The following is a 24,164-nucleotide window of genomic DNA, read 5'->3' as shown; positions in this document are numbered from 1 at the left end:
GCTAGGCCACCATGACCCGCTCGGACTTCGGGTCGCCCAGGCCCCTCCCCTGGAGCCCCCGGTAGACCGTCTCGAACCGCTCCAACGACCGGTGGTGGTCGTGCTCCTGGGCGATCTCCCTGCTGGCCCGCCCCATCTCCTGACGCCGCCGCTTCGAGCCGAGCACCGACAGCAGGCGTTCGGCCAGGTGCACGTGGTTCCCCGGAGGGAACAGGAAGCCGTTGCGCCCCTCCTCCACCAGGTGCGGCAGCGCCATCGCGTCCGCGGCCACCACGGGCAACCCCGTGGACATCGCCTCCAGGGTGGCGATGCTCTGGAGCTCCGCCACGCTCGCGATCGCGAACACGTCCGCGGCCGCGTAGACCAGCGGCAGCTCCTCGTCCGGGACGAACCCCAGGAAGTACACCCGGTCAGCCACCCCCAACTGGGCGGCCAGCGCGCGCAGCTCCCCCTCACACTGGCCCGTCCCGGCCAGCACCAGCTGTGCGTCCCGCTCGGGCACGGTCAGCGCCAGCGCACGGATCGTGTCGTCGATCCGCTTCTCCTCGTCCAGCCGCCCCACGAAGACCACGGTGTCCCGGTCGGGCAGGCCGTACCTGTCCCTGGCCGCCGCACGGTCCCGGGCCCGGGGATGGAAGCGGTCGAGGTCGATCCCGCAGGAGATCGCCTCGATCTCACGGGCGAACCCCCGTTCCCGCAGGAGTTCGGCGGCGCGGGGTGTCGGGGTGGTCACGTGGTCGGCCTCCGCCGCCACCCGGACCATGTCCCGCCAGGCCAGCGAACCGGCCGCGCGCTGCATCCGCCGCGGCACGTGGGCGTGCGCGTACAGGTTGTCCGGCATGAAGTGGTTGGTCAGCACGACGGGGACGCCCGCCGCCCGCCCCCGGCGCAGGGCGGAGCGGCTGAGGGTGAAGTGGCTCTGCGCGTGGACGACGTCGGGGTCCATCCGCCACAGGAGGCGCGATAGGTGCCCTCCCATGCCCAGGGGGACCGCCGCCCGCATGGAGGGCTGGAAGGGGATCGGGGCCGAGCGCAGGCGGTGCTCGGTGACCTTCCCGTTGACGGTGACGTGGGGGTCGCCGTGCTCGGAGGGGCACACCACGTGCACCCGGTGCCCGCGGTCTGCCAGCCCCTCAGCCAGACGGTACGTGAAGTAGCCGGCGCCGTTGACGTCGGGCGGATAGGTGTCCGAGGCGATCAGGACGCGCAGCGGACGGTTCGACTGGACCATCTGGGAACTCCCTGTTTCAACGAGTGCGGCTACTGGAGGTGGTGGAGGTCCCGGTGTCGCCCGGCGCATCCTCGTCCGCCTCGGGGTTGCGGTGGCGGGACCGGGCCAGGGTGACCGTCCCCGCGAAGGCCAGCAGGGCGAAGAGCACCGCACCGACCTGTTCGATCGGGGTGTCCGGGACGCCCTCGCCGAGCAGGAGCGCGCCGATACCCACACCGACCACCGGGTCGGCGATCAGCAGGGTCGCGTAGGCGGCGGCGAAGTGTCCGGTCCGGTAGGCGTTCTGGAGCAGGAGGGCGCCGAAGACCGCGGTGGCGACGGCCATGACGGTGAGCCAGCTGAAGAGGTTGACCGGGTCCGCCACCGCGTTGGAGGTGATCACCCGGGCCAGTCCCGAGGTGGTGCCGAGCGCCGCGCCGCCCGCCACCGCGAGCAGAAGGGCGCGCACACCGCTGGGCATCCAGTGCGCGGTCAGGAACACCAGTCCCCCGGCGGCGATCATGCCGCCGGACAGCCAGAGGGCGGTCTCGGTGGACATGACCGGCTGTTCGGAGCCGTGCGGGAAGGTCGTCAGGACGCCCACCAGGCCGATCATCACGGCGATCCCGGCCAGGATCTGCGCGGCGCGGACCCGCTGGCGGTTGAACACGGCGGAGAGCACGATCGCGAACAGCAGCCCGGTGACGCCGATCGGCTGGATGATGGTGAGCGGCGCCCCGCTGAGGGCGAGCAAGTGGAGGCAGGCCCCCAGGACGACGGCCCCGCTTCCGAGGAGCCAGCGGGGTTGGCGCAGCAGGTGCAGGAGGAAGCCCGCCCGAGCGACCCTCTGTCCGGGGGCGCGCACGGCGTCGCGCTCCTGGAGGGCCGAGCCGAGCGCCAGGGTGAAGGCCCCCGCCACGGCCATGAGTACGTGCCACTGCATCAGGCGCACCACCCCGTAGAGGCCGAACCCGTCTCCGGTGTTGCGCGCATCTCCGCGTCCCCCGTCACTCGGTACTCACCCGCGACCGCCTGGAATCCGGGCACGGGCAAAACAGTACGGAGGGACGGCGTGCTCCGGCGATAACGCCACCCCCCGTCTTTCTCGTAGTGTCGTCCCCACCTCCCGGGGACGGGCACGCACCCGTCACGCGCGTGTGTCGCTCCCCCGTTTCGGCACTGTCCGGTACCGGTTCTCCTCTTGTACCCGTCCCGCAAAAGCCGGGGGGTTAAGAGTCCTCGCGGGTCAAGAGTGGGTATTGGGTGGTCCCGAATAGCCGAGGCCGCGCGGACCGATTGCCCCCGGCCCCTGTGCCGCCGTTGCGGGACGTGACACTATGTCCGGGTATTGGTCTAGACCGGACAGGAGCAGTGCCGCGTGCCTGAGAATCCCCACCCCGATCCCCTTTCCCTGCTGCCCCGTCCCCGGGAGCTGACCACCGACGGTTCCGGTGGCCTCACCCTGACCTCCGCCACCCGGGTCTCCGCGGACCACGCCGCCCAGGGCACGCTCTCCTGGCTCCAGCGCGAACTCGGCGCGGCCACCGGTCTGCCCCTGGCCACCGGCGACGAGGAGGACGCCCAGATCCGGCTGAGCGTCGACCCGGGCGCGGGACTCGGCCGGGAGGGCTACCGCCTGATCATCGACTCCGAGGGCGCGATCGTGGTGGGCAACGAGCCCGCCGGGGTGTTCTACGGTGTGCAGACCCTGCGCCAGCTGCTGCCCACCGACGCCTACCGCACCACCGCCCTGGGCGGCGCCGAGTGGCGACTGCCCGCGGTCAGCATCACCGACGCCCCGCGCTTCCAGTGGCGTGGAGCGATGCTCGACATCGCCCGCCACTTCCAGCCCAAGCGCGAGATCCTGCGCTTCATCGACCTGCTCGCGCTGCACAAGCTCAACGTGCTGCACCTGCACCTGACCGACGACCAGGGCTGGCGGGTCGAGATCCGCCGCTACCCGAAGCTGACCGAGGTGGCCTCCTGGCGCGCCGAGAGCCAGTTGGGCGCCACCAAGCCCGCGACGTTCGACAACCGCCCGCACGGCGGGTTCCTCACCCAGGACGACCTCCGCGAGATCGTCGCCTACGCGGACGCCCGGCACGTCGCGGTGGTCCCGGAGATCGACGTCCCGGGCCACTCGCAGGCGGCCATCCACGCCTACCCCGAGCTCGGCGAGGTCGGCGAGATCCCCGTGGGCACCCAGTGGGGCGTCTTCGAGGAGATCCTCGCGGTCACCGACAACGTCCTGGAGTTCTACAAGAACGTCTTCGACGAGCTCATCGAACTGTTCCCCAGCACCTACGTCCACGTGGGCGGGGACGAGGTCCCCAAGACCCAGTGGAAGAACAGCGCCTCCGCCCAACAGCGGATCAGGGACGAGGGCCTGGCCGACGAGGACGAGCTCCAGAGCTGGTTCATCCGCCAGCTCGACGACCACCTCACCCAGCGCGGCCGCCGCCTGCTGGGCTGGGACGAAATCCTGGAAGGCGGACTCGCGCCGGGCGCCACGGTGATGTCGTGGCGCGGCGAGGAGGGCGGCATCGCCGCGGCCCGCGCGGGCCATGACGTGATCATGGCTCCCACCGCCACCTCCTACCTGGACTACAAGCAGTCCGAGCGGCCGGACGAGCCGGTTCCGGTGGGCACGCTCCTGCGTGTGGAGGACGTGTACGCGGGCGACCCGGTCCCCGAGGACCTCACCGAGGAGGAGGCCCGGCACGTCCTCGGCGGCCAGGTCAACCTCTGGAGCGAGCACATCGACAACGCCCGCAGGCTCGACTACATGGTCTTCCCGCGTCTGACCGCCTTCGCGGAGAAGGTGTGGACCGAGGGCGACCGGGACTTCGCCGAGTTCGAGCCGCGCCTGCGGCACCACCTGCGCAGGCTCGACGCGGCGGGTGTCGAGTACCGGCCCCTCGACGGCCCGCGTCCCTGGCACACCCGCCCGGGCCTGTACGGCTGGGGCTACCAGCCCGGACAGGAGGCCCCGGAGCAGGGTCACGCCGGAGCCTGAGCCACCCCACCGTCGGGGCCGGTTCCTCGCGGGACCGGCCCCGACGGCCCCGCGTCAGAAGTACGTGGCGATGGCGTCGACCACGCGGTGGTCGTCGTCGACCACCGGGATCACCTGCCAGCGGTCGAAGGCCGTGCACGGGTGGGAGATGCCGAAGGACACCAGGTCGCCGGGGCGCACCCCCAGCTCCTGGGGCACGTCCAGGTAGGCGTGGTGGTCGTTGAGGTTGGTGACCTCGACCCCCGCGGCCCGGACGACCGAACCGTCACCCCGGCGCAGGACGCGCGGGACGGGGAAGCCCTGGTCGAAGTTGGCCTCACGGCGGCCCATCCCGGCGATCGCCCGGCCCTCCTCCGGGGTGGAGGTGACCTGCGCCCACAGCTCCAAGGCTCCGGACAGGGCGTCGCCGCCCTCGGGCAGCCGGTTGTACGGCGTGGTCCGGCGGTACAAGCCGTCGTCGTGGGCGACGTAGGCCCCGCTGCGCAGGATCGGTGTGACGTCCTCGCGGCCACCGATCTCCTCGGCGACCACGTCGAACCACGCACTGCCGCCCACCGACAGCACCGGGCGCTCCAGCCCGTGTTCGGCCGCCAGGGCGGAGGCGTCACCGAGGAGGTCACGCAGGAAACCCCGTACTCCCTCCGCGTCGCTGAGCGAACCCTCGTATCCGGCCACTCCGGCCAGTTCCAGGCCCGGGGCCCGCACGACCTGCTGCGCGATCCCGAGCACCGCGTCGCGCGTGCGGCACCCGGTCCGGCCGCCCGGCGTGCCGCGCTCCACCATCACCCGCAAGGGGCGGCCACCGTCGCGCCCCACCGCCTGGGCGGCCAGTTCGACCCCCTCCGATGAGTCGACGTAGAAGAGGAACTCGAAGTCCGGGTCGGCGTCCTGCTCGGCCGCCGCCCAGCGCAGGACCCGGGGGTCCAGCAGCTCGTTGGCCATCAGGACGCGGTCCACCCCGAACCGGCGAAAGTCCAGGACCTGGTTGGCGGTGGCGGCGGTGATACCCCAGGCGCCCGCGTCGAGCTGGCGCTGGGTGAGCACGGGGGACATCGCGGTCTTGCCGTGGGGGGCGAACAGGAGTCCGTGGCCGCGCGTGAACTCGGCCAGCGCGGCGATGTTGCGGTCCAGAGCGGAGGCGCGGAGCACCATGAGCGGCCAGGTGAAGGGGCCGGTGAACAGGTGGTCACCGCGTGCGGCGAACTCGGCCAGGGTGACGGGGTCGCCCGGCCACCACAGGCCCTTGGTGCGCCAGTCGACGTGTTCCTGGGGGATGCACAGCCGGTCGCTCACGTGGCCTCCGCTTCCTGCTTCGGTGGTTTCGCGACCGATCATCCCATCGTGATTGCCGGGGCACACCCCTCCGGGCCGGGATTGGCGTGTGCGGAGACGACGGGACCCGCCCGGCGCGTGCCGGGCGGGTCCGTCGGTGGTCGGGGTCGGACGTCAGTCGGTCACCGGCGCCCCGACGGGCTCCGGCTCTTCCTCCCTGGCCCCGCCGGACTCGTTGAGGAAGTCCTCGATGGCCTTCTGGCCCCGGTCCGGGTAGTCCGTGATGAAGCCGTCCACGCCCATCGCCAGGACCCGCCCCATCACCTTGGGGTCGTTGATCGTGTAGGGCATGATCTCCAGGCCCGCGTCGTGCACGCGCCGGACGTAGGCCGCGTCGATGGTGGTGTGGTTCGGGTTGATCATGTGCGCCCAGTCGAACTCGGCGATCCGCGACTCCGGGACCTTGCCGAGCAGCGCGTGCGGCAGCGAGGGCAGGAGCTTCTTCGAGCGCTCCGTGAACTCCCAGTCGAAGCTCTGCACCACGATCCGGGACGGCTGGTCGGGCGCGTTGGGCAGCAGCCAGTGCGGGTGGCGTGCGAGTTCGTCGGAGATCCGGTTCTCGATGCCCGGGTACAGGGCTGGCTCCTTGACCTCCAGGAGCAGGTTCATGCCGTGCCTCTCCAGGCGGTTCAGGGCCTGGCTGAGGAGCGGAACCCGCTCTCCGGCGAACGAGTCGCCGAAGGACGAGCCGGCGTCGAGGCGCCGGATCTCCGCGAGCGTGAAGTCGCCGACGTCGTAGGGCGCACGGTTAGGGAAGACCTCGGCCACGTTGGTGGTGCGGTCGAGGCGGGTGTCGTGCATGAGGACCAGCTGATCGTCGGACGTGAGCTGGACGTCCACCTCCACGGTCTCCGCACCGAGACGGTGGGCCGCGTCGATCGCAGCGATGGTGTTCTCGGGCGCGTGTCCGGAAGCGCCCCGGTGGGCAACGGCGATGAGGGGGCGGGACTGTGACGGCTGGGACGGAAGAACACTGGCGCCGGGGCTCACCCTCTGCGCCGTCGCGGCCTTGGTGACCGTGACCGCCTCGGCGGTCGCGACCACGGGGACGGCGAGCGCTGGGCTCGATCCCATGGCCAACATGAGTGATACGGCTCCGACTACGAATCCGATGCGCTGGTGCACCGGGCCTCCCAAGTACGCGTGGACTGGCCGACTGCTACCTCAGGGTGAGTGCGCTTGGTGACCGGACGGTGACCATACGCAGAGCAGCCGGTGATCCGACGCCCATCTTCTGGTGGCGGCGCGCCCCTCGGGCAACGCGGAACCCCACTCATCAATCTCACCCTATGTAGGCAATTGATCGCTTCATGTCCGATTTTTGACTGTAAGCCCCCTCGGCAATCACCCAGAGTCCTGAGAACATCACGAGTAGTAGTCGATGGGAAGGAACCTTCATGCGCAAGCACCACACGAGGTGGGTCGCGCTCTTCAGTGCCGCCGCGATCTCGACGACGGGGCTCGTCGGCCTCTCCGGACCCGCGGCCGCGAACGACGCGGACGCGCCCGCGCTCAGCTGGCCGGTGGTGAGACAGGGGGTGTCCACGTACAGCATCGACGGGTTCGAGATCACCTACCTGCCCGCCGGTCTGGAGCGGTACGGCATCAACGCCACGTCCACGACGGACCGCGTGGGCAACCGTCAGTCCCAGATCTCGTGGGTGCAGGGCCCGGACCAGCTGTACGGCCGGGTCGCGGTACTGCGCTCCGACCGCCTCCAGGACCTCGAGGACCTGCGCGAGAGCCGTTACAGCCACCTTTCCCAGGGCTCCCTGGAGGAGGTGGCGCCCGGCGAGGCCTTCGAGCACGGCGCGTACCTGTCCGAGGAGACCGGTGACCTGTTCTGGGTGGAGAGGCCGGGCGTGGCGGTCGCCACCCACCTCCAGCCGGAACGCTGGGAGCGCGCGGAGCTGGTGAAGCTGGCTGAGGCCGTCATCGAGGAGACGGCGCCCCAGGAGGGCGGGACCGAGGAGCCGACGGCCGAGGACACCAGCGTGGTCGCGGTCGAGGAGAGCACCCCCGCGGAGGGCGCCGCCGACGAGACGGCCGGGGCAGCGCCCGCCGAGCCGGTCGAGGAGGCCCCCGCTGAGGAGGCCCCGACTGAAGAGGCCCCGGCCGAGGAGGCTCCGGTGGAGGAGGCCGTCGCGGAGGTCCCGGCCGACCAGGTACCGGTTGAGGAGGCCCCGGCCGAGGAGGCTCCCGTGGACGAGGAGGTGGTCGACGGGTCCGGACTCGACGAGCTCACCCCCGTTGAGGAAGCCCCCGCGCAGGCAGAAGAGGCTCCGGTTCAGGAGGAGGCCCCCACCGAGCAGGCTCCCGCCACGGAGAACGAGGTCGTCGACGGGGCCGCCCCGACCCAGGAGGACGCGTCCCCGGACCAGACCCTCCCCGAGAACGCCTCCTCGCGTGAGGTCAAGACCTGCCTGACCGGGCACTTCGTCGACTTCGCCTCCGGCGAGTCCGAGATCGACCCGGCGAGGATGACCCGGACCAGCAGCGAGTTCGTCGAACGGGCGCTGTCCGGCGCCGAACTCGGCGACGCCGAGCGCGACCGTCTGCTGGCCACGGTCTGGTATTACGGCCACGAGGACGACAAGGTGGCCGCCACCAACGACTGCGCCAGCCGGTACGGGCTGGAGCGCAGCGAGGTCGAGGACGTCGTCACGGAGGTCTCCGGGATCATCGCCGAGCTCGTCCGGGAGGCCGACGAGAGCGTGGTCAGCTCGATGGACGAGGTCCGCAGGACCAGCGGTGAGGCCGCCGGGGCCCAGCCGGTGACGGACCCGGTGGGCGCCGAGGAATGGGCCGAGCTGTGGGACTCCCTGCCGTGGTCCATTCCGGTGGAGAATTCCTGAACCTCACTGCCTGAACTGCGATGACCGAAGCTCGGTCGCGACACCGAACGTGATCGCGGCCGGGCTTCCCCCATGCCCGGACCCGGGTTTCCCACACCCTCCCGGCGGCGACCGACAACCAAGGTCCCGAACCCCTGATCACCCGACATCCCGGTTCAACCCATGCTGTACCGTCACCCACGTTCGGCCGGTTCCACCGAGAACCGGCCGGCACCCCGTCCTCCACCCCGGAGCGACACCCCCAGACGGGCGGCGAACCCGCCCTCCCCCGTCCGCAGGAGGACCGCGCACATGTCCGGATTCACCACCCGACCCCAGCTCCGCGGCGACTTCGGCATGGTCGCCTCCACCCACTGGCTGGCCAGTGCCACCGGCATGTCCGTCCTGGAGCGCGGTGGCAACGCCTTCGACGCGGCGGTCGCGGCGGGCTTCACCCTCCAGGTCGTCGAACCCCACCTGAACGGCCCCGGCGGCGAGGTTCCCGTCATCTTCCAGGCCCGCGGCGGGTCCCCGCGCGTGCTGTGCGGCCAGGGCGTCTCCCCCGCCGCCGCCACCATCGGGGCCTTCGAGGGCCTGGGCATGGACCGCGTCCCCGGCAGCGGCGTCCTCGCCGCCACCGTCCCCGGCGCCTTCGACGCCTGGATGCAACTGCTGCGCGACCACGGCACCATGTCCGTCCGCGAGGTCCTGGACCACGCCATCGGCCTGGCCGAGCGCGGCTACCCCGTCCTGGGCCGGATCTCCGCCGCCCTCGAAGCGCTCACCCCGGTGTTCTCCCGGCACTGGGCGGGCTCGGCCTCCGTCTACCTGCCGCACGGCACCGCCCCGGCCGCCGGAACACGGCTGCGCAACCCGGCGCTCGCCGCCACCTACCGGCGCGTGGTCGCCGAGGCCGAGGCCACGGGCGGCGACCGCGAGACCCAGATCGAGGCGGCGCGCCGCTCCTGGTACCAGGGCTTCGTCGCGGAGGCGATCGGCGCCTTCCTCGCCAGACCGGTCCCCAACAGTCACGGCGAGCCCGAGCGGGCCCTGCTGACCTCACAGGACATGGCCGACTGGAGCGCCGCCTACGAGGACACCGTCAGCACCTCCTACGGCGCCCACACCGTGCACAAGACCGGGCCCTGGGGGCAGGGGCCCGTCATGCTCCAGCAGCTGCGCATGGCCGAGGCCGGAGGGGTCGGCACCGACGCGCGCCAGGGCGTGAGCGCGGACTTCGTGCACCGGAGCACCGAGATCGCCAAACTCGCCTTCGCCGACCGTGAGGGCTGGTACGGCGACCCGGACTTCACCGACGTCCCCCTCAAGGAGCTCCTCAGCTCCGGCTACGCCGCCGAACGCGTGCGGGGGGTCGACGGGGAGCACGCCAACCTGGAGCCGCGCCCCGGAGGCCCCGGTGGCCGCACCCCCTTCGAGGCGCCGGTGTACCTGCCCGGGCAGACCCCGGGCGACCGCACCACCGGGGAGCCCACCGTGCGCGACGCCGCCGGACAGACCCCCGCCGACCTGCGCGGCGACACCTGCCACGTGGACGTGGTGGACGCCGACGGCAACATGGTCTCCGCGACGCCCAGCGGCGGCTGGTTCAGCAGTTCGCCGCTCATCCCGGAACTCGGGTTCCCGCTCGGCACCCGGGCGCAGATGTTCTGGCTCGACCCGGCCTCGCCCAACGCGCTCTCACCGCGCCGCCGCCCCCGCACCACCCTCTCCCCCACCCTGGTGACCCGCGAGGACGGTGAGGCGGTGCTGGCCATCGGCACCCCCGGCGGTGACCAGCAGGACCAGTGGACCACCACCGCGCTGCTGCGGGTGCTCAACGGCGTGGACGACCTCCAAGAGGCCCTGGACACCCCCATGTTCCACACCAACGCGTTCCCCAGCTCCTTCCACCCCCGTGAGACCGTGCCCGGCGACCTCGTCGTGGAGCCGGGGGTGGGCGACGGGGTCGTCGACGAGCTGCGGCGTCGCGGGCACCGGGTCCAGGTGGCCCAGGAGTGGTCCCTGGGCCGTCTGGCGGCGGTCGCCCGCGACCCGGAGAGCGGCGAACTACGCGCCGCCGCCGACCCCCGGGGCGCGCAGGGGTACGCCGCGGGGCGCTGACCCGGGACAGACGAAAACGCACGGAAGCCCCCTCCTGCTGAACAGGAGGGGGCTTTGTCGCGGGCTGGGGGTAGTGGCATGGCTTGACCGGCTCTTGCCAAATCGGTCGGTCACTGCTTATGTAGACCTGTGCGGCGGGACACCCGGCCTGCGAGACCGTGGACTCCCGCCACAACTCCATACCACCCCAAGGGCCGACCACCGCTGTCTCCCCCTCCCTCAGCGGCGGCCCTGTCCCCCCTCCTAACCGAGGCCTGCCTTCCCCTCCCGGCGGTTTTTCGGACATGGAGAAGGAAGGGCCGTGGTGCCACCGCCCCGGTGGCGCCACGGCCCTTTCCCGTATCCGGGACCGGGCTGGAGGCGGTCAGGTGCTCACACGCACCGCGCCCGCGTAGTTGGCGGTCCGTACCGGTGTGACACGCACGTCCAGACCGGTACGAGGAGCTTCCAGCATCTGGCCGTCGCCGAGGTAGATCGCCACATGCGAGATGTAGTCGGGCGCGGTGGGGTCCGAGCGCCAGAACAGCAGGTCGCCGCGTTCGAGGTCGTCCCACTCCACGCGCTCTCCCGCGTTCCACTGGTCGTGGGTGACGCGCGGGATGGACACACCCTCCTCCCGGAACGCCCACTGGAGCAGGCCGGAGCAGTCGAAGCCGACGTCGGGGGTGGTGCCGCCCCACACGTAGGGGACGCCCAGCTGGGTCTCGGCGTTCGCGATGACCTGCTCGATCACCGAGGAGGGTACGGCGTCGCCGTCGACCAGGGGTTCGGGGGCGTCGGCGACCAACTGGAGGGAGGCGTCCTCACCGAGGATCTCCTCCAGCTCCTCGTGCAGCTCCCACAGGTCGGCGTCGGGGGCGGAGACGACGAGGGCGTTGCCCTCGGGCATGCCCAGTTCGCGGGCGAGCTCCCGGGAGACGAGGGCGTCGATCCCGGCGATGCCGGAGGTGGCGTGGGTCCACACCTCCAGGGGGACCTCGCCGTTGCCGCCCGCGAGGGTGATCTCACCGCCGACGTCGAGTTCGCGTTCGGTGCCCACGTCCTTGGACAGTGCGACGTGGCCCTCGGCGACCCCCTGCCAGATCTCGTCGGACTCGGCGGAGGGCCGGGGGGCGTGGTTGCGGAAGCTGGAGGGGTTGACTCCCAGCACGGAGGTGGGTTGGCCGTCGACCTCCACCCGCGCGGCGTCGACGGTCAGGACGTTCTTCACACCGTCGATGTCGCGGACCGCGTCGACGACCTCGCGGGGGAGCTTCTCGGGGGCGACCGCGAAGTACTCGACGGAACGCGCCTCGCGGAAGGGCGCCACGTAGGTGTCGCGCCTGAGTTCGGCGACGTCCGCGACGTCGGGACGGGGATGGGTTTCGGTCTGGGGATCGGCCGCGCGGGGCGCGGAGCCGCTGGGGACGGCGTTCTCGGGGGAGAGCTGTTCGGCGAGGGGAGGCCGGTCCTGGACGACGGGGTCGGCCATCGCGGGGCTGGCCCCGAAGGCCGTGAAGGCGACCGCGAAGGCGGCCGTGGTACCCGCACATGTTCTGAGACGGTTCCGCACGGGGGTCGATCACCCTTTCTGTGACCGCGGCGGGCGGGGGAAGCGCTGCGGCGCACGGCCTTAGATGACATGGTCCGGTCCAAGAATGGGTGTACCTGGTCGCGTTTGCAAGACGCCCACGCCGTCCGATACCGGACGTCCACCTATCAGCCGCTTGTCCGATCCCTGGGGATATCGCGTCTTACGGCGGGTCGTCACAGGTCCGCATAACAGTCCGTAACCGACACGGTGAGGGGGAAGCGGACCGGGGTGTCTCCGAAGAGGATCTCGCGGGTCCGGACCTGGGCGCGGTCGATCGCGCGGACCGTCTCGCCCGCGAGGCCCTCGGGGACGTGCAGGACGACCTCGTCATGGACGAAGAAGACGATCCCGCCACCGTCGGGAGCCGCTGGCAGTTCCTGGCGGAGCGCGGCGAGCAGGACCAGCGCCCACTCGGCGGCGGTGGCCTGGACGACGAAGTTGCGGGTGAACCGGCCGTGGGCGCGGCGTCTTCGGTCACCGTCCGTGGCGGCCAGGGTGGCCGACCAGTCGTGCGGGGCGGGCGACGTGCGGCCCAGCCACGAACGGACGATCCCGCCGCCCTCCCCCGTGCGGGCCGCGGCGTCCACGTACTCCAGGGCGCGCGGGTAGAGGCGTCGCATGGTGGCCAGGAGCGGCGCCGCGTCGCCGGACGTCTGGCCGTACATGGCGGCGAGCAGGCCGATCTTCGCGCGTTCGCGGTCGTCGCCCACGTGGACGGCCAGCCGGGCGTACAGGTCCTCCTCGGCCGCGGCGGCCGCGAGGGCGGTGTCCCCGGACACGGCGGCGAGCACGCGGGGTTCGAGCTGTCCGGCGTCGGCGCGGACCAGGACCCAGCCGGGGTCGGCCCGCACGGCCCGGCGGACCGACTTGGGGATCTGGAGGGCGCCACCGCCCCGGGAGGCCCACCGCCCGGAGACCACACCGCCCACCACGTAGTCGGGCTGGAAGCGGCCCAGCCGGGGGCCGTCCCCGCCCTCGCGGGGCAGTTCGCGCACCCAGGTCTCCAGCCACGACCAGCCGTTGGCGGAGTACAGACGGGCGAGTTCCTTGTAGCGCAGCAGCAGTGGCACGAGCGGGTGGTCCACCCCCTCCAGGACCCAGGAGCGGGTGGACTCCACGGGGTGTCCGACCCACGCCATCGCCTTGAGGACCTGGGCGGGCGAGTCCGGGTTGACCTCGTGGCCGACGACCTCCCCGATCCGGGTGACCAGGTCCGCGAGGACCGCCGGACGCTCACCCGTGCGCGGACGGGGACCGAGTGTCTCGGTCAGCACCCGGTCGTGGAGGTCCGGGCGCCAGGGCAGGCCGTCGTGGCTCATCTCCACCGCCGCCAGGGCACCCGCGGACTCCACCGCGACCAGCAGCGCCATCCGCCCCGGTTCGGGCAGCGCCGCGACGCGTCTGCGCTGGTCGTCGTGGACCTCCGCGAGAGCGGCGAGCCGGTCGGTCCCGGGCGGGAGCGTGGAGCGGTCGGCCTCGAACAGCGCGGGCTGCGCGGCGGTTCCCTCTCCCAGCGGCCGTACCGGGTCGTCGGGGACCGCCAGGTCGTGCAGGCGGGCCCAGGCGGCGCCAAGGGAGTGGGGTTCGGAGTGGCGGGCCTCGTGGCCGAGCAGGAGGGCCTCGGTCAGCCCGACGTCGTGGCACCGGGCCACGCGCACCCCGGCACGGACCAGGTCGGGGTAGACGTCACCGGTGTCCGCCCAGACCCACCGGACGGGTTCGGCCCCGGCGCGGTCTCCCCCGCCCTCCCCGGAACCGGTCTCCCAGGCACCGTCGCGCTCCGTGCCGTCCCGCTCGGTGCGACCCTCCTCGGCACGGTCCCCCGCGGAACGGCTCTCCTCGACCGAGCGCACGGCGGCAGCGAGGTCGTGCACGCGGCGCGGCGGAGCGGCCGCGCCCTCCCCGAGCTCCCGCAGCCACCCACCGCCCTCGCCGTCGGCGACCACCGCGATCCGCATGTGCCCAGTGTCCCCCCGGAGACCGACAATCGGCGGGCCGCCGCACGGGGCACCGGGGGCGCGGCCGCTAGCTGCCGGGGCGCACCACGTTGTCCAGGGGTTCCCCGGCAGACCAACGGGCCAGCTGCGCGTCCATGAAGGCGCGGGCGCGCGGGTAGAAGGCCGCGGAACCACCCGCCACGTGCGGGGTCAGGTACACACCGGGGGCGTCCCACAGCGGGTGGTCGACCGGGAGCGGTTCGGGGTCGGTGACGTCCAGGGCCGCGCGGACCCGGCCGTTCTGGGCGAGCAGGGCGTCCGTGTCCATCACGGCGCCCCGACCCACGTTGACCACCAGGGCGTCGTCACGCAGCAGCGCGAACTCGTCCGCGCCGAACAGGCCCCTCGTCCGCTCGGTGAGCGGGGTGACGATGACGACCACGTCCGCCTCGGGCAGCAGGGCGGGCAGCTCGTCCACCCCGTGCACGTCCTCGTCGGGACGGGCCCGGCTGGCCACCCGCACCACCTCGGTCTCGAAGGGCAGCAGCCGCTGCTCGATCGCCTGGCCGATGCTGCCGTACCCGACGATCACCACCCGGGAGTCGGCCAGGGAACGCTGCGGGACCGAACCCCAGCGGTGCTCGCGCTGGTCGATCGCCCATCGGGGAAGGTCGCGCTGTGAGGCGAGGATGAGCGCGAGCGTGTGCTCGGCGGTGCTGGCGTCGTGCAGTCCCCGCCCGTTGCACAGGGTGACGTGGTCGGGCAGGAGGTCGAGGACCTGCTCGTACCCCGCCGACACCAGCTGCACCACCCTGAGTTCGGGCATCCGCCCGATCATGTCCAGCCGTTCGTCCACGCCCTGCGTGGAGGGCGCGTACGGCACCTGGTAGAAGGTGACGTCCTCCAGTCCCTCGTCGGGGGCCGGACCCCCGGTGTAGAGGTCGACGTGGAGCGATCGGGGTGCGTTGTCCCGGTTCTGCTCCCACTGCACCAGTGCTCGGCCGCCCATGTCGCGCCCTCCTTCGGCTCGGTCCGTGTCACCCGACACCCTAGGGGCTCGCCCCTGCGATGGAACGAGGGTGGGTCCCCGGTCCGGCCCCGGTCAGGCCCGGTGGTCCCGTGCGGCCACGGAACCGAAGCGGGAGAGCTCGTAGCAGGCGACCGCGGCCGCGGCGGTGACGTTGAGGGAGTCGACGTCGCGGTCGGCCATCGGGATGTGCACGCGCGAGGTGGCCCGCTCCAGCCAACGGGCGGACAGACCGTCGCCCTCGGTGCCGAGCAGCAGCCCCACCCTGGCGTCGGGCGCCAGGGCGTCCATGGCCTCACAGAGCGGCAGGGAGCCCTCTCCGGGGGTGAGGGCCATCAGGTCGAAACCGGCCTCGCGCAGGGTGTCCAGACCGCCGTACCAGTCGTCGAGGCGGGTGTAGGGCAGGGTGAAGACGGCACCCATCGACACCTTCACGGACCTGCGGTAGAGCGGGTCCGCGCAGCGGGGAGCCAGCACCACGGCGTCCACACCCAGACCGGCGGCGCTGCGGAAGATCGCGCCGACGTTGGTGTGGTCCACCAGGTCCTCCAGCACCACGATGCTGCGGGCCCCGGCCAGGACCTCGTCGAGCGCGGGCAGGGGCGCGCGGTGGTAGGCGGCCAGGGCACCCCGGTGCAGGTCGAAGCCGACCAGCCGCTCGGCGGTCTCCTCACTCACCACGTACAGGGGAGCGCCGGAGCCGCAGACCACGTCGTCCAGGGCGGCGGCCCGCCGCTCGGTGAGCAGGAAGCTGCGGGGGACGAACCCGGCGGTGGCGGCGCGGCGGATCACCTTGTCGCCCTCGGCCATGAACAGGCCGTGCTCGGTCTCCAGGTGGCGGCGCAGGTTGACGTCGCGCAACCGTGTGTAGTCGGCCAGACGCGGGTCGGCGGGGTCACTGACCCTGATGACATCCATGGTCAGCGATTATCCCGTGCGGCTCCGGGTGGGTCAGCCGATCTGCTCGGTGACGGCGCGCAGGCGCTGCCAGCGGGCCTCCTCACAGGAGCCCTTGCGGGAGAGTGTGGTGTCGATCTCCTCGCCCTCCCAGGTGCCCTCGATCGCCGCTTCCTGTGGGCCGTACACCTTGTCGGTGCAGACGGTGCCCGAGCGGACCTCGGTGAACAGCTGCTCCCCGGTGGCCCCCTCGTCGGCCCCCTCCTCATCCGTCTCGGACTCGGACCCGCCGGCCGCCGGGTCCCCGGCGAACTCGGCGGAGGCCTCGGCCATCACGGCGCAGGGCTCGGGGTCGACGGCCAGGTCGCCGGTGCAGTTCAGGGTCTGCACCCAGGCCAGGCCCCGGTCGCTGACGTTGATACGCAGGTGGCCGACGGGACCGTCGAGGTCGGTCGACTCCTCCTCGGGTTCGATGACGCTCCCGAGCACCTCCGGGGTGGCGACGTTCGTGGTCTCCACGTCCTGCGGCGGCAGCATCGAGGGGGCGACCAGCACTGCGTAGGCCACCGCTCCGGCGCAGCACGCTCCGGCGAGCAGCACGGTGCCGAGGCTGCCTCGGTTCCGACGGTCACTGTGCGAATGGGACATGCCATAACCCTCGGGGGTCGGTTGGTCACGGGGGACGACCGCCACGCGCGAAGCCCCGTTTCCGGGGACGTCGGCCAAACGGACGCCAAGTATCGGTCAAGCGAATACCGGGCAATGGTAGCCGGGAGTGAGCACTGGAACCCGACCGGCGCCCGTAACAAAGCGGTCACCACGCGCACGGGGGAGCTGCGTACGGGGCCCGCTGTGAGCCGGACCACCCCTCCCCTTCCACTCGCGCATTACCAACGAGTAAGGTCCTGGGAGGAATCGTTCGTGTGCCACCGGTCGGTCGATCACATCCACACTGTGTGACGCCCTCCGCCCCGCGTTGGTTCTCACAGATCCCACCGCGGGTGCTGGCGCCGACCCCGCGACCACCCCCCTGAAGACCGGCCCCGGGAGGCTCCCGACCCGGGACCGGAGACAGCCACACCCCCGGAGTGCCCGTGTCCAGTGGACGCCATCGTCACCCCTCCCCGACCGCCGCCAACACCCGCAGGGTCGTGCGGTCGCCGTTGGGGGTCACCGCGATCGTCGTCGCCCTCATCGCCCTCGCGGCGATCGCCGTGCCGGTCACCATGAACGCCCTGGGCTGCGGCGAGACCCGCTACCTGCGCGTCTCGACCACCCAGAGCGTCGCCCCGGTGATGCGCGCGGCGGCGACGGAGTTCAACGCGGACCGGCCCAGCTACGGGGGCGAGTGCGTGTTCGCGCAGGTCGACGAGATCGCGCCGCACCGGATCATGGCGGCGCTGACCGGCGGCCAGGCCGGTGACTCCACCATCGCCCCGCACGTGTGGGTCCCCGAGTCCTCCGCCTGGGTCGAGCTGGCCAGGGTCTCCGACGGCGGCGCCCACGGCATCGAGACCGACCCGCCCTCGCTGGCCAGCTCGCCCGTCGTGCTCGCCGCTCCCCCGGGCACCGAGGGCATGCCGGAACAGGACGACGCCAGCTGGACCATGCTGCTGCCCGACGAACGCGACCCGGACCGCCCCGTGGTGATGGTCGACCCCAACCGGGGTGCCGACGGCATGACGGTGATGCGTGCGGTCCGCGAGCACCTGGGCTCCGGGGACGCCGCCGACACCGCCATGACCGACTTCGTGCGCGACGTCCAGCTGGACAGTGCCTTCGGCGAGATCGACCTGACCAACGTCTTCACCGGTTCCGCCGCCTCCAACGACAGGGTGGACCCGGTGATCGCCGTTCCCGAACAGGCCGTGGTGGCCTACAACGACCGCCGATCGGACTCGGCCCCCTCGCTCCAGGCGCACTATGTCAGCGACGGCACGGTCAACCTGGACTACCCGTACGTGACCACCACCGAGGACGCGGAGCTCCAGGCGGCCGCCGCGGACCTGTACGAGGTGGTCCGGGGCAGCGAGTACCGGGAGCGCCTGCGCGAGCTGGGCTTCCGCGACCCGGGCGGGGAGGCCGCACCCGCGCTGGCCGAGCGGTCCGGGATCATCGCGGAGCAGCCGCCCGCCGGAGACGACCTGACCGGCGACGCCCTGCTGGCCTCGGTCACCGACTGGAACAGGCTCTCCATGCCGTCCCGGACGCTGGTTCTGGCCGACGCCTCCCAGAACATGGCGGACGACCTCAACGGCGGGCCGCAGCGGATCGAGGTCGCCAAGCAGGCGGCGCTGATGGGGCTGGGCCTGTTCCCCGACGAGACGGACATGGGCCTGTGGCTGATGTCCGAGGAGTTCGGTGGCGACGGCCGCGACCGGGCCGCGGACATGCACCCGCTGGGCGCTGGCGACGACAGCGGCGTCACCCGCCGCCAGGAGATGGTGAAGGTCGCCGAGGAGCTGGAGGTGGAGGGCGGCGGGTCCCGGCTGTACGACAACATCCTGGCCGCCTACGACGAGGTGCAGGACAACTATCACGAGGACAAGATCAACAGCGTGATCCTGCTGACCGCCGGCCAGGACGAGGGGTCCAGCGACCTCTCCCACCAGGAGTTGGTCGCCGCCCTCCAGGACCGGTTCGACCCCCAGCGGCCGGTCACGATGTTCGTCATCGCCTTCGGCGAGCAGGCGGACGGCCCGGAGCTGGCGCAGATCGCGCGCGCGACCAGCGGATCGTCCTTCGTGACCGAGGACCCGGACGAGATCGGCGACATCTTCCTCAGCTCGATCTCCCGGCGCCTGTGCGTCCCCAACTGCGACAACTGAGCCCCGCCCCGGGCCCCGTCCGCGTGGTTCGGGGCGTTGAGTAACGTTCCCACAGGTAACACACGGAAGGTCGCCCGACGCAGGAATCCGGCCGGTACACAATGATTCGCCCGCTTCGCGAACGACGGGCGCCCGACACCCCTGTACGACTCAGCCCCCCTGTACGAACACCTCGTCCGTACACCACCTCGTGAGGAAAGCTGTGGGACGTCACCGCGGAAAGTACGCAGAAGAACCCTCCGACCGGAGCAGACGGCACCGGGGGCGCGGCGGCGCCGTCGCCGCCCTCGCCGCCGCGATGGTGATCGTGGTCGGTCTCGCCGTGGCGGGCGTGTACATGTTCGGGCAGGGCGACGGCTGCGGCAGCTCCGACATCGAACTGAACGTGGCGGTCAGCCCGGAGCTGGCGCCCGCTCTGGCCGACCTCGCCGGCGACTTCAACGATGAAGAGCACACCGTCGACAACCACTGTGTGCGGGCCAGCGTGCGCGAGGCCGACTCGGCCGACGTCGCCTTCCAGATCACCGGCTCCGGCGCCACCACCGGCGACACCGACTCCCACGTGTGGATCCCGGACTCCTCCGTGTGGCCGCGCCTGGTGCAGAGCCAGGCCGGGGACGCCGTCATCACCGAGACCGGCACCTCCGTCGCCCGCAGTCCCCTGGTCGTGGCCGAACTCGCCGAGTACGCCGACGACCAGGAGGGGACCACCTGGACGGACGTGGTCCCCACCGGCGCCCCCGGTGAGGAGGCCGACCGGGTCGTCCGCGTGGTCGACCCGACCCGCAGCTCCAGTGGTCTGGCCACCCTCTACCTGCTGAACGGCGCCCTGGAGGAGGCCAGTCCCGACGCCGACACCTTCAACGCGCAGATGACCGCCGCGCTCCAGGCCCTGCATCGAGGCACCTCCGCGGACGAGGACTCCGCCTTCCTGGCCCTGAGCGGAGGCAACGCCGAGGCCCCGCCCGTGATGGTGATGTCCGAACAGGCCGTGTGGCGCTACAACACGGCCCACACCGACGCCGCCGCACAGCCCAGCTACCTGGAGGACGGCACCTACTTCCTCGACTACCCCTACATCGTACGCAGCGAGGACAGCGAGATCACCCGCGCCGCCGAGGTGTTCCGCGCCTCGGTGCGCTCCGAGGCGGCGGCCGAGCGCCTCCTCGACGAGGGGTTCCGCGGACCCGAGGGGGAGCTCGACGGCGGGGTCCTGACCGAGGACGCCGGGTTCCGCGCGGAGCAGCCCACCGAACTGCCCGCTCCCTCCGAGGGCTCCATCACCGAGCTGACCCGCTTCTGGAACCAGCTGAAGATGGACTCCCGCGTGCTGACCATCGTCGACGTCTCCGGATCGATGCTGGCCGAGGTGCCCGGCACCGGACTGACCCGCATGCAGGTGGCCGGGGCCGCCTCCGCCGAGGGCCTCCAGATGTTCTCCGAGACCTCCGAGCTGGGCCTGTGGGAGTTCTCCACCAACGTCAACAACAACCTCCACTACCAGGAGGTCGCCCCGATCCGGGAGCTCCAGGCCACCGACGACTCCGGGAACGAGCACCGGGACGTGCTGGGCGCCGCCCTCCAGGCCATGCAGCCGCTCCCCGAGGGCGACACCGCTCTGTACGAGACCTACCTGGCCGCGTACCAGGAGATGTCGCGCACCTACCGCCCCGACCGCACCAACGTGATCCTCATGCTCACCGACGGGGACAACGACAACCCCGGGGGCATGGAGCTCGACGAGCTGATGTCCCAGCTCGAGTCCATGTCCAGCCCCTCGCGCCCCATCCCGATCATCACGATCGCCTTCGGCCCGGACGTGCAGAACCTGGAGCCGCTCCAGCGGATCGCCGCCGCCACCGGGGGCGCCGCGTACATGACCGAGGACCCGACCGAGATCGGGGACATCTTCCTCCAGGCCTTCTCCCTGCGCATCGTGACCGAGGAGGAGTAGGGGTCCGGAACGGAAGGTGACATGAACCTGTCCACCAACGGCGGGCTATGGACTTCTCACTTCCGGTGGCGTACCACGGGAAGGGCCCGGATTCGGGGACCCGCCGATCCTGCACCCGAATCGACGGGTCGAGGACCCACCGCGGTCGGATGGGGGAGTGCCATGGCGAAGGCGTGGATGGCCAGTGCCGAGAGGATCGACGGCGCGGCAGCACGGACGGCCGCGGGGATCGGTGCTCCCCGTGCCGTCTGGACGGTGACCGGAACGGACCCCGACGTGTGGTCGGCGCGCGAGGAGGCGCTCCGACTCGTCCGCGAGGACAGGGCCGCCCACCTGGTGTGGAACCCGCGTGACGGAGGGGTGGCCCAGGCCCTGGCCGCCACCCGGCGGAGTCCGCTCCCCCTGGGCCGGACCGCGCGCTTCGACCGGTTCCTGGACCACGGCGACGAGGGGCGGGTCTGCATCGTGGTCGCCGTGGTGTCCCTGGAACGGGAGCCGTTCACCGACGGACCGCTGCTCGGCCTGGAGCCGATCCTGGAGTGGCTGGAGTCGTGGGGTGTGCCCAGGACCTGGCCCGCCGGTCCGCCCGGCCTGTGGAGCAGCCCCGAGGATCGGACCCGGGTGTGGTCGAGGGGAGGGCACTTCGGCCACGACCAGGTCCCGGGCTCGCTGTCCACCGCGCCGGGCCGGGTGAACCCCGAGCACGTGCTGACCCCGGGCGCCCACCCCACCCTCGAATCGCAACCGTCCGTGACCACATAGGCACACAAACGGAGTCCCGAAAACACCAAAACCCCACCACTCCGGAGAATCGGATACCACTGGTCAAGTACAGCTCCAAAACCCCTTAGTCTGTCGCCCATGGGTGGATCTATCGAGCCGGGTTGGTACGCCGACCCGCAGGGCGACGCGCAGACGCTCAGATGGTGGAACGGTGACGAGTGGACGCGGCATACCCGTTCACTCAGCGAACTCCAGGGCGCCGCCGACGGCTCCGACGAGGAAGCCACCACCAACCTGGGCCAGGACGGGGGTTCGTCCCTGTCCGACGACGACGAGGGAACGGTCCGGCTGGGGACGAGCGCCCCGACGCCGATCGACGACGATCCGAGCACCATGCGGATCGACCCCTCGTGGGCCCAGCAGCACACCCCCGAACCCGCGCCCCAGCCCCCGGCCGCCGAGGACCCCAGCACCGTACGGATCACCCCCTCCTGGCAACAGGGGGCCTCCCCCCAGCAGCAGCCGTCGCCGCCCTCCCCCACCCCGGTCGGCGACGAGCCCAGCACCATGCGCATCGACCCCTCCTGGGCGCACCAGTCCCCCGCGGCGCCCTCGATCGACGACGAGGCGACCGCCGACATGGGCGGCGCCACCATGCGGGTGAACCCCTCCGACCTGCCCGGTTCCGAGGACGAGCTGCCCACCGCGGACCTCACCAACGACGAGATCCCCACGGCCGACCTCACGGGCAACAGTGACACGCCCCGCACAGCGGTCTTCGACCCCGGCTCCGGCGGAGACGCCCCCCGCACCGCCGTGTTCACACCCGGCGGCGACGGCTCCCCCGGCGGGACCGCCGTCTTCGACCCGAACGACCCGATGTTCTCCGGCACCGCCGGGGACGACGACCCCAAGGGCGGCAAGTTCAAGGGGTTCCTCGGCAACCTCAAGGAGGGATGGGCCGACCTCTCCGAGGAGCGCAAGGAGCAGCGACGCAGCGCCGAGGAGGAGGCCGCCAAGAAACGCGAGGAGGAGCGGGTCCTGCGCGAGGCCGAGGCCGAGAAACAGGCTGAGGAGGAACGCAAGCGAGCCGAGGAGGCCGCCAGGAACGCGCCCGCCGCTCCCCCCGCCGACCCCCAGTCCGCCGCTGTACCGCCGGTCGGCTGGACCCCGCAGAACCCGGGCCAGCCGCAGCCCCAGTCGGGCCCCCAGCCGGGCTTCGGCGCCCAGCCTCCCTCCGGCCCGCAACCCGGCGCCTTCGCCGGACAACGGCCGCCGACCGGCCCCCAACAGCCGGGGCCGCACCAGCCGCCGTCCGGTGCCCAGCAGGGGTTCCCCCCGTCCGGGCCGCAGCAGGGCTACCCGGCGTCCGGCCCGCAGCAGGGCTTCCCCCCGCCCCAGCAGCAGTTCGGTCCGCCCGGCGGGTACCCGCCGCAGAACCGGCCCCCCATGCCTGCGCCGGGCCCGCCGCCCCAGCAGTTCGGTCCGCCGCCCGGCGGTCCGCGTGGCCCCATGGCAGGCCCTCCCGGCCCTGGCGGCCCGCCTCACGGTGGTGCCCCGTGGGGCCAGCCCCCAGGTGGTCCGCGCGGTGGCAACCCCTACGGCGGCCCGCCCAACGCGTACGGCCCGCCGCCTCCGCCGCCCAAGCCCCCCAGGAAGAAGGGCGGCTGCGGCTGCGGCTGCTTCTTCTTCATCCTCATCACCCTGATCGTGCTGTTCATGCTCTACCTCCAGTTCTGGGGCGTGTGGGACTGGATGTACGACATCTTCGACGTGGGTCTGCCCCAGGGCGGATCCGACCCGTTCGTCTGGGACTGACGTCCGATGGGGGCGGTGGGCCAGTGGCCCACCGCCCCCATCGGCGTCCACAACCCCTAAGCTGACCGGTATGAATGACAGTTTGGTGTGGATCGACTGCGAGATGACCGGCCTCGACTTCGAGAACGACGCGCTGATCGAGGTGGCCTGTCTGATCACCGACGGTGAGCTGAACATCCTCGACGAGGGTGTGGACGTCGTGATCAAGCCCCCGCAGGAGGCCCTGGACCGGATGGGCGACTTCGTCCGGAACATGCACACCACGTCGGGGCTCCTCGACGAGCTGGACAAGGGTGTGACGCTCCAGGAGGCGGAGGACCGCGTGCTGGAGCACATCCGCCAGTACGTCACCGAGCCCCGCAAGGCTCCCCTGTGCGGCAACTCGATCGCCACCGACCGCACGTTCATCGCCCGGGACATGCGCCGGATCGACGACTTCCTGCACTACCGGATGGTGGACGTCTCCTCCATCAAGGAGCTCCTGCGCCGCTGGTACCCCCGCGTGTACTACGCGAGCCCGGAGAAGAACGGCGGCCACCGCGCCCTCGCCGACATCACCGAGAGCATCCGCGAGCTGCGGTACTTCCGCGCGGCGGCCTTCGTCCCGGAGCCCGGCCCGAACTCGGCCACGGCCCGCGCCATCGCCGCCGAGGTCGTCGCCGACGGCACCGGCCTGAAGGCACGTGACGCGGCTCTCCGGGACCCCAAGCCCGAAAACTGATCGAAGCACTCCCCGGAGTCCGCTAAGCTTTCATACGTACGCAGGGCCGAGAGGCCAGGCGCACGTGGTGGGTGTAGCTCAGCCGGTAGAGCACTTGGTTGTGGTCCAAGAAGTCGCGGGTTCAAGTCCCGTCACTCACCCCAGAGGCTCAAGCCCCTGACCAGCGACAACGT

The 24,164-nt window shown here is 71.8% G+C and carries 17 protein-coding genes and 1 tRNA gene; 9 read left to right on the top strand and 9 right to left on the bottom strand.

The window, feature by feature from the left end:
* Window position 1 precedes the first annotated feature (1 nt).
* Both D452_RS0109135 and D452_RS0109130 read right to left on the bottom strand, forming a co-directional pair.
* Window positions 2-1,231 (bottom strand): glycosyltransferase, encoded by a 1,230-nt coding sequence (locus D452_RS0109135; protein WP_017543847.1) that lies wholly within the window; start codon window positions 1,229-1,231, stop codon window positions 2-4.
* A 16-nt stretch (window positions 1,232-1,247) separates the two neighbouring features.
* Window positions 1,248-2,153: a DMT family transporter gene (locus tag D452_RS0109130; RefSeq protein WP_040693443.1), complete on the bottom strand. Its 906-nt coding sequence runs from the start codon at window positions 2,151-2,153 to the stop codon at window positions 1,248-1,250.
* Window positions 2,154-2,588: 435 nt separating this feature from the next.
* On the opposite strand from D452_RS0109130, the gene D452_RS0109125 reads away from it, so the two are divergent.
* On the top strand, window positions 2,589-4,226 hold the full coding sequence (locus D452_RS0109125; protein WP_017543845.1) for a beta-N-acetylhexosaminidase: 1,638 nt from the start codon (window positions 2,589-2,591) through the stop codon (window positions 4,224-4,226).
* Between the two features lie 54 nt (window positions 4,227-4,280).
* Here D452_RS0109125 and D452_RS0109120 read toward each other — a convergent pair whose 3' ends face one another.
* Window positions 4,281-5,519: an alanine racemase gene (locus D452_RS0109120; protein ID WP_017543844.1), complete on the bottom strand. Its 1,239-nt coding sequence runs from the start codon at window positions 5,517-5,519 to the stop codon at window positions 4,281-4,283.
* A gap of 153 nt (window positions 5,520-5,672) precedes the next feature.
* Window positions 5,673-6,641, bottom strand: a complete 969-nt coding sequence (locus tag D452_RS0109115; RefSeq protein WP_017543843.1) for a glycerophosphodiester phosphodiesterase — start codon at window positions 6,639-6,641, stop codon at window positions 5,673-5,675.
* Window positions 6,642-6,955: 314 nt separating this feature from the next.
* Between D452_RS0109115 and D452_RS0109110 the strand changes: the two genes are divergently transcribed.
* Window positions 6,956-8,413: a hypothetical protein gene (locus tag D452_RS0109110; protein WP_026129119.1), complete on the top strand. Its 1,458-nt coding sequence runs from the start codon at window positions 6,956-6,958 to the stop codon at window positions 8,411-8,413.
* A gap of 291 nt (window positions 8,414-8,704) precedes the next feature.
* Window positions 8,705-10,513 carry a gamma-glutamyltransferase family protein gene (locus D452_RS0109100; RefSeq protein ID WP_017543841.1) on the top strand — a complete coding sequence of 603 codons (1,809 nt, stop codon included), beginning with the start codon at window positions 8,705-8,707 and terminating at the stop codon, window positions 10,511-10,513.
* 364 nt (window positions 10,514-10,877) lie between these two features.
* Here the strand turns inward: D452_RS0109100 and D452_RS0109095 are convergent, their stop codons facing one another.
* The 5 genes from D452_RS0109095 to D452_RS0109075 form a co-directional block, all read right to left on the bottom strand.
* Window positions 10,878-12,065: a C40 family peptidase gene (locus D452_RS0109095; protein ID WP_017543840.1), complete on the bottom strand. Its 1,188-nt coding sequence runs from the start codon at window positions 12,063-12,065 to the stop codon at window positions 10,878-10,880.
* Window positions 12,066-12,259: 194 nt separating this feature from the next.
* Window positions 12,260-14,044: a bifunctional 3'-5' exonuclease/DNA polymerase gene (locus tag D452_RS0109090; protein WP_017543839.1), complete on the bottom strand. Its 1,785-nt coding sequence runs from the start codon at window positions 14,042-14,044 to the stop codon at window positions 12,260-12,262.
* Window positions 14,045-14,111: 67 nt separating this feature from the next.
* The gene (locus D452_RS0109085) at window positions 14,112-15,032 is read right to left on the bottom strand and encodes a 2-hydroxyacid dehydrogenase (protein ID WP_017543838.1); all 921 of its coding nucleotides are present in this window, start codon (window positions 15,030-15,032) and stop codon (window positions 14,112-14,114) included.
* A 93-nt stretch (window positions 15,033-15,125) separates the two neighbouring features.
* Window positions 15,126-15,968, bottom strand: a complete 843-nt coding sequence (locus D452_RS0109080) for a TrmH family RNA methyltransferase (RefSeq protein WP_017543837.1) — start codon at window positions 15,966-15,968, stop codon at window positions 15,126-15,128.
* Between the two features lie 33 nt (window positions 15,969-16,001).
* Window positions 16,002-16,595 carry a hypothetical protein gene (locus D452_RS0109075; protein ID WP_017543836.1) on the bottom strand — a complete coding sequence of 198 codons (594 nt, stop codon included), beginning with the start codon at window positions 16,593-16,595 and terminating at the stop codon, window positions 16,002-16,004.
* Window positions 16,596-17,041: 446 nt separating this feature from the next.
* On the opposite strand from D452_RS0109075, the gene D452_RS0109070 reads away from it, so the two are divergent.
* From D452_RS0109070 to D452_RS0109040, 6 genes are all read left to right on the top strand, one after another.
* Window positions 17,042-18,775: a substrate-binding domain-containing protein gene (locus D452_RS0109070; RefSeq protein WP_017543835.1), complete on the top strand. Its 1,734-nt coding sequence runs from the start codon at window positions 17,042-17,044 to the stop codon at window positions 18,773-18,775.
* A 202-nt stretch (window positions 18,776-18,977) separates the two neighbouring features.
* Window positions 18,978-20,729: a substrate-binding and VWA domain-containing protein gene (locus D452_RS0109065; RefSeq protein WP_017543834.1), complete on the top strand. Its 1,752-nt coding sequence runs from the start codon at window positions 18,978-18,980 to the stop codon at window positions 20,727-20,729.
* Window positions 20,730-20,891: 162 nt separating this feature from the next.
* The gene (locus D452_RS0109060) at window positions 20,892-21,491 is read left to right on the top strand and encodes a hypothetical protein (RefSeq protein ID WP_017543833.1); all 600 of its coding nucleotides are present in this window, start codon (window positions 20,892-20,894) and stop codon (window positions 21,489-21,491) included.
* Between the two features lie 99 nt (window positions 21,492-21,590).
* A complete protein-coding gene (locus tag D452_RS31690; RefSeq protein ID WP_083927475.1) occupies window positions 21,591-23,270 on the top strand; it encodes a DUF2510 domain-containing protein in 1,680 nt (559 codons plus the stop codon).
* A gap of 70 nt (window positions 23,271-23,340) precedes the next feature.
* A complete protein-coding gene (gene orn, locus D452_RS0109045; RefSeq protein ID WP_026129118.1) occupies window positions 23,341-23,991 on the top strand; it encodes an oligoribonuclease in 651 nt (216 codons plus the stop codon).
* Between the two features lie 67 nt (window positions 23,992-24,058).
* Window positions 24,059-24,134 (top strand) — tRNA-His (locus D452_RS0109040).
* The last annotated feature ends 30 nt before the right edge of the window (window positions 24,135-24,164 follow it).

The sequence above is a fragment of the Nocardiopsis prasina DSM 43845 genome, from assembly GCF_000341265.1.
Lineage (GTDB): Bacteria > Actinomycetota > Actinomycetes > Streptosporangiales > Streptosporangiaceae > Nocardiopsis > Nocardiopsis prasina.
The sequence above is the reverse complement of the archived record's forward strand: the minus strand, read 5'-3'. Positions and strand labels throughout refer to the sequence as shown.

Excerpts from the sequence above, each read along its gene's own strand:
- D452_RS0109060 (WP_017543833.1), top strand. The coding sequence starts at position 20,892 with ATGGCGAAGGCGTGGATGGCCAGTGCCGAGAGGATCGACGGCGCGGCA.
- D452_RS0109100 (WP_017543841.1), top strand. The coding sequence starts at position 8,705 with ATGTCCGGATTCACCACCCGACCCCAGCTCCGCGGCGACTTCGGCATG.
- D452_RS0109135 (WP_017543847.1), bottom strand. The coding sequence starts at position 1,231 with ATGGTCCAGTCGAACCGTCCGCTGCGCGTCCTGATCGCCTCGGACACC.
- D452_RS0109085 (WP_017543838.1), bottom strand. The coding sequence starts at position 15,032 with ATGGGCGGCCGAGCACTGGTGCAGTGGGAGCAGAACCGGGACAACGCA.
- D452_RS0109090 (WP_017543839.1), bottom strand. The coding sequence starts at position 14,044 with ATGCGGATCGCGGTGGTCGCCGACGGCGAGGGCGGTGGGTGGCTGCGG.
- D452_RS0109075 (WP_017543836.1), bottom strand. The coding sequence starts at position 16,595 with ATGTCCCATTCGCACAGTGACCGTCGGAACCGAGGCAGCCTCGGCACC.
- D452_RS0109115 (WP_017543843.1), bottom strand. The coding sequence starts at position 6,641 with ATGTTGGCCATGGGATCGAGCCCAGCGCTCGCCGTCCCCGTGGTCGCG.
- D452_RS0109080 (WP_017543837.1), bottom strand. The coding sequence starts at position 15,968 with ATGGATGTCATCAGGGTCAGTGACCCCGCCGACCCGCGTCTGGCCGAC.
- orn (WP_026129118.1), top strand. The coding sequence starts at position 23,341 with ATGAATGACAGTTTGGTGTGGATCGACTGCGAGATGACCGGCCTCGAC.
- D452_RS0109110 (WP_026129119.1), top strand. The coding sequence starts at position 6,956 with ATGCGCAAGCACCACACGAGGTGGGTCGCGCTCTTCAGTGCCGCCGCG.
- D452_RS31690 (WP_083927475.1), top strand. The coding sequence starts at position 21,591 with ATGGGTGGATCTATCGAGCCGGGTTGGTACGCCGACCCGCAGGGCGAC.
- D452_RS0109130 (WP_040693443.1), bottom strand. The coding sequence starts at position 2,153 with ATGCAGTGGCACGTACTCATGGCCGTGGCGGGGGCCTTCACCCTGGCG.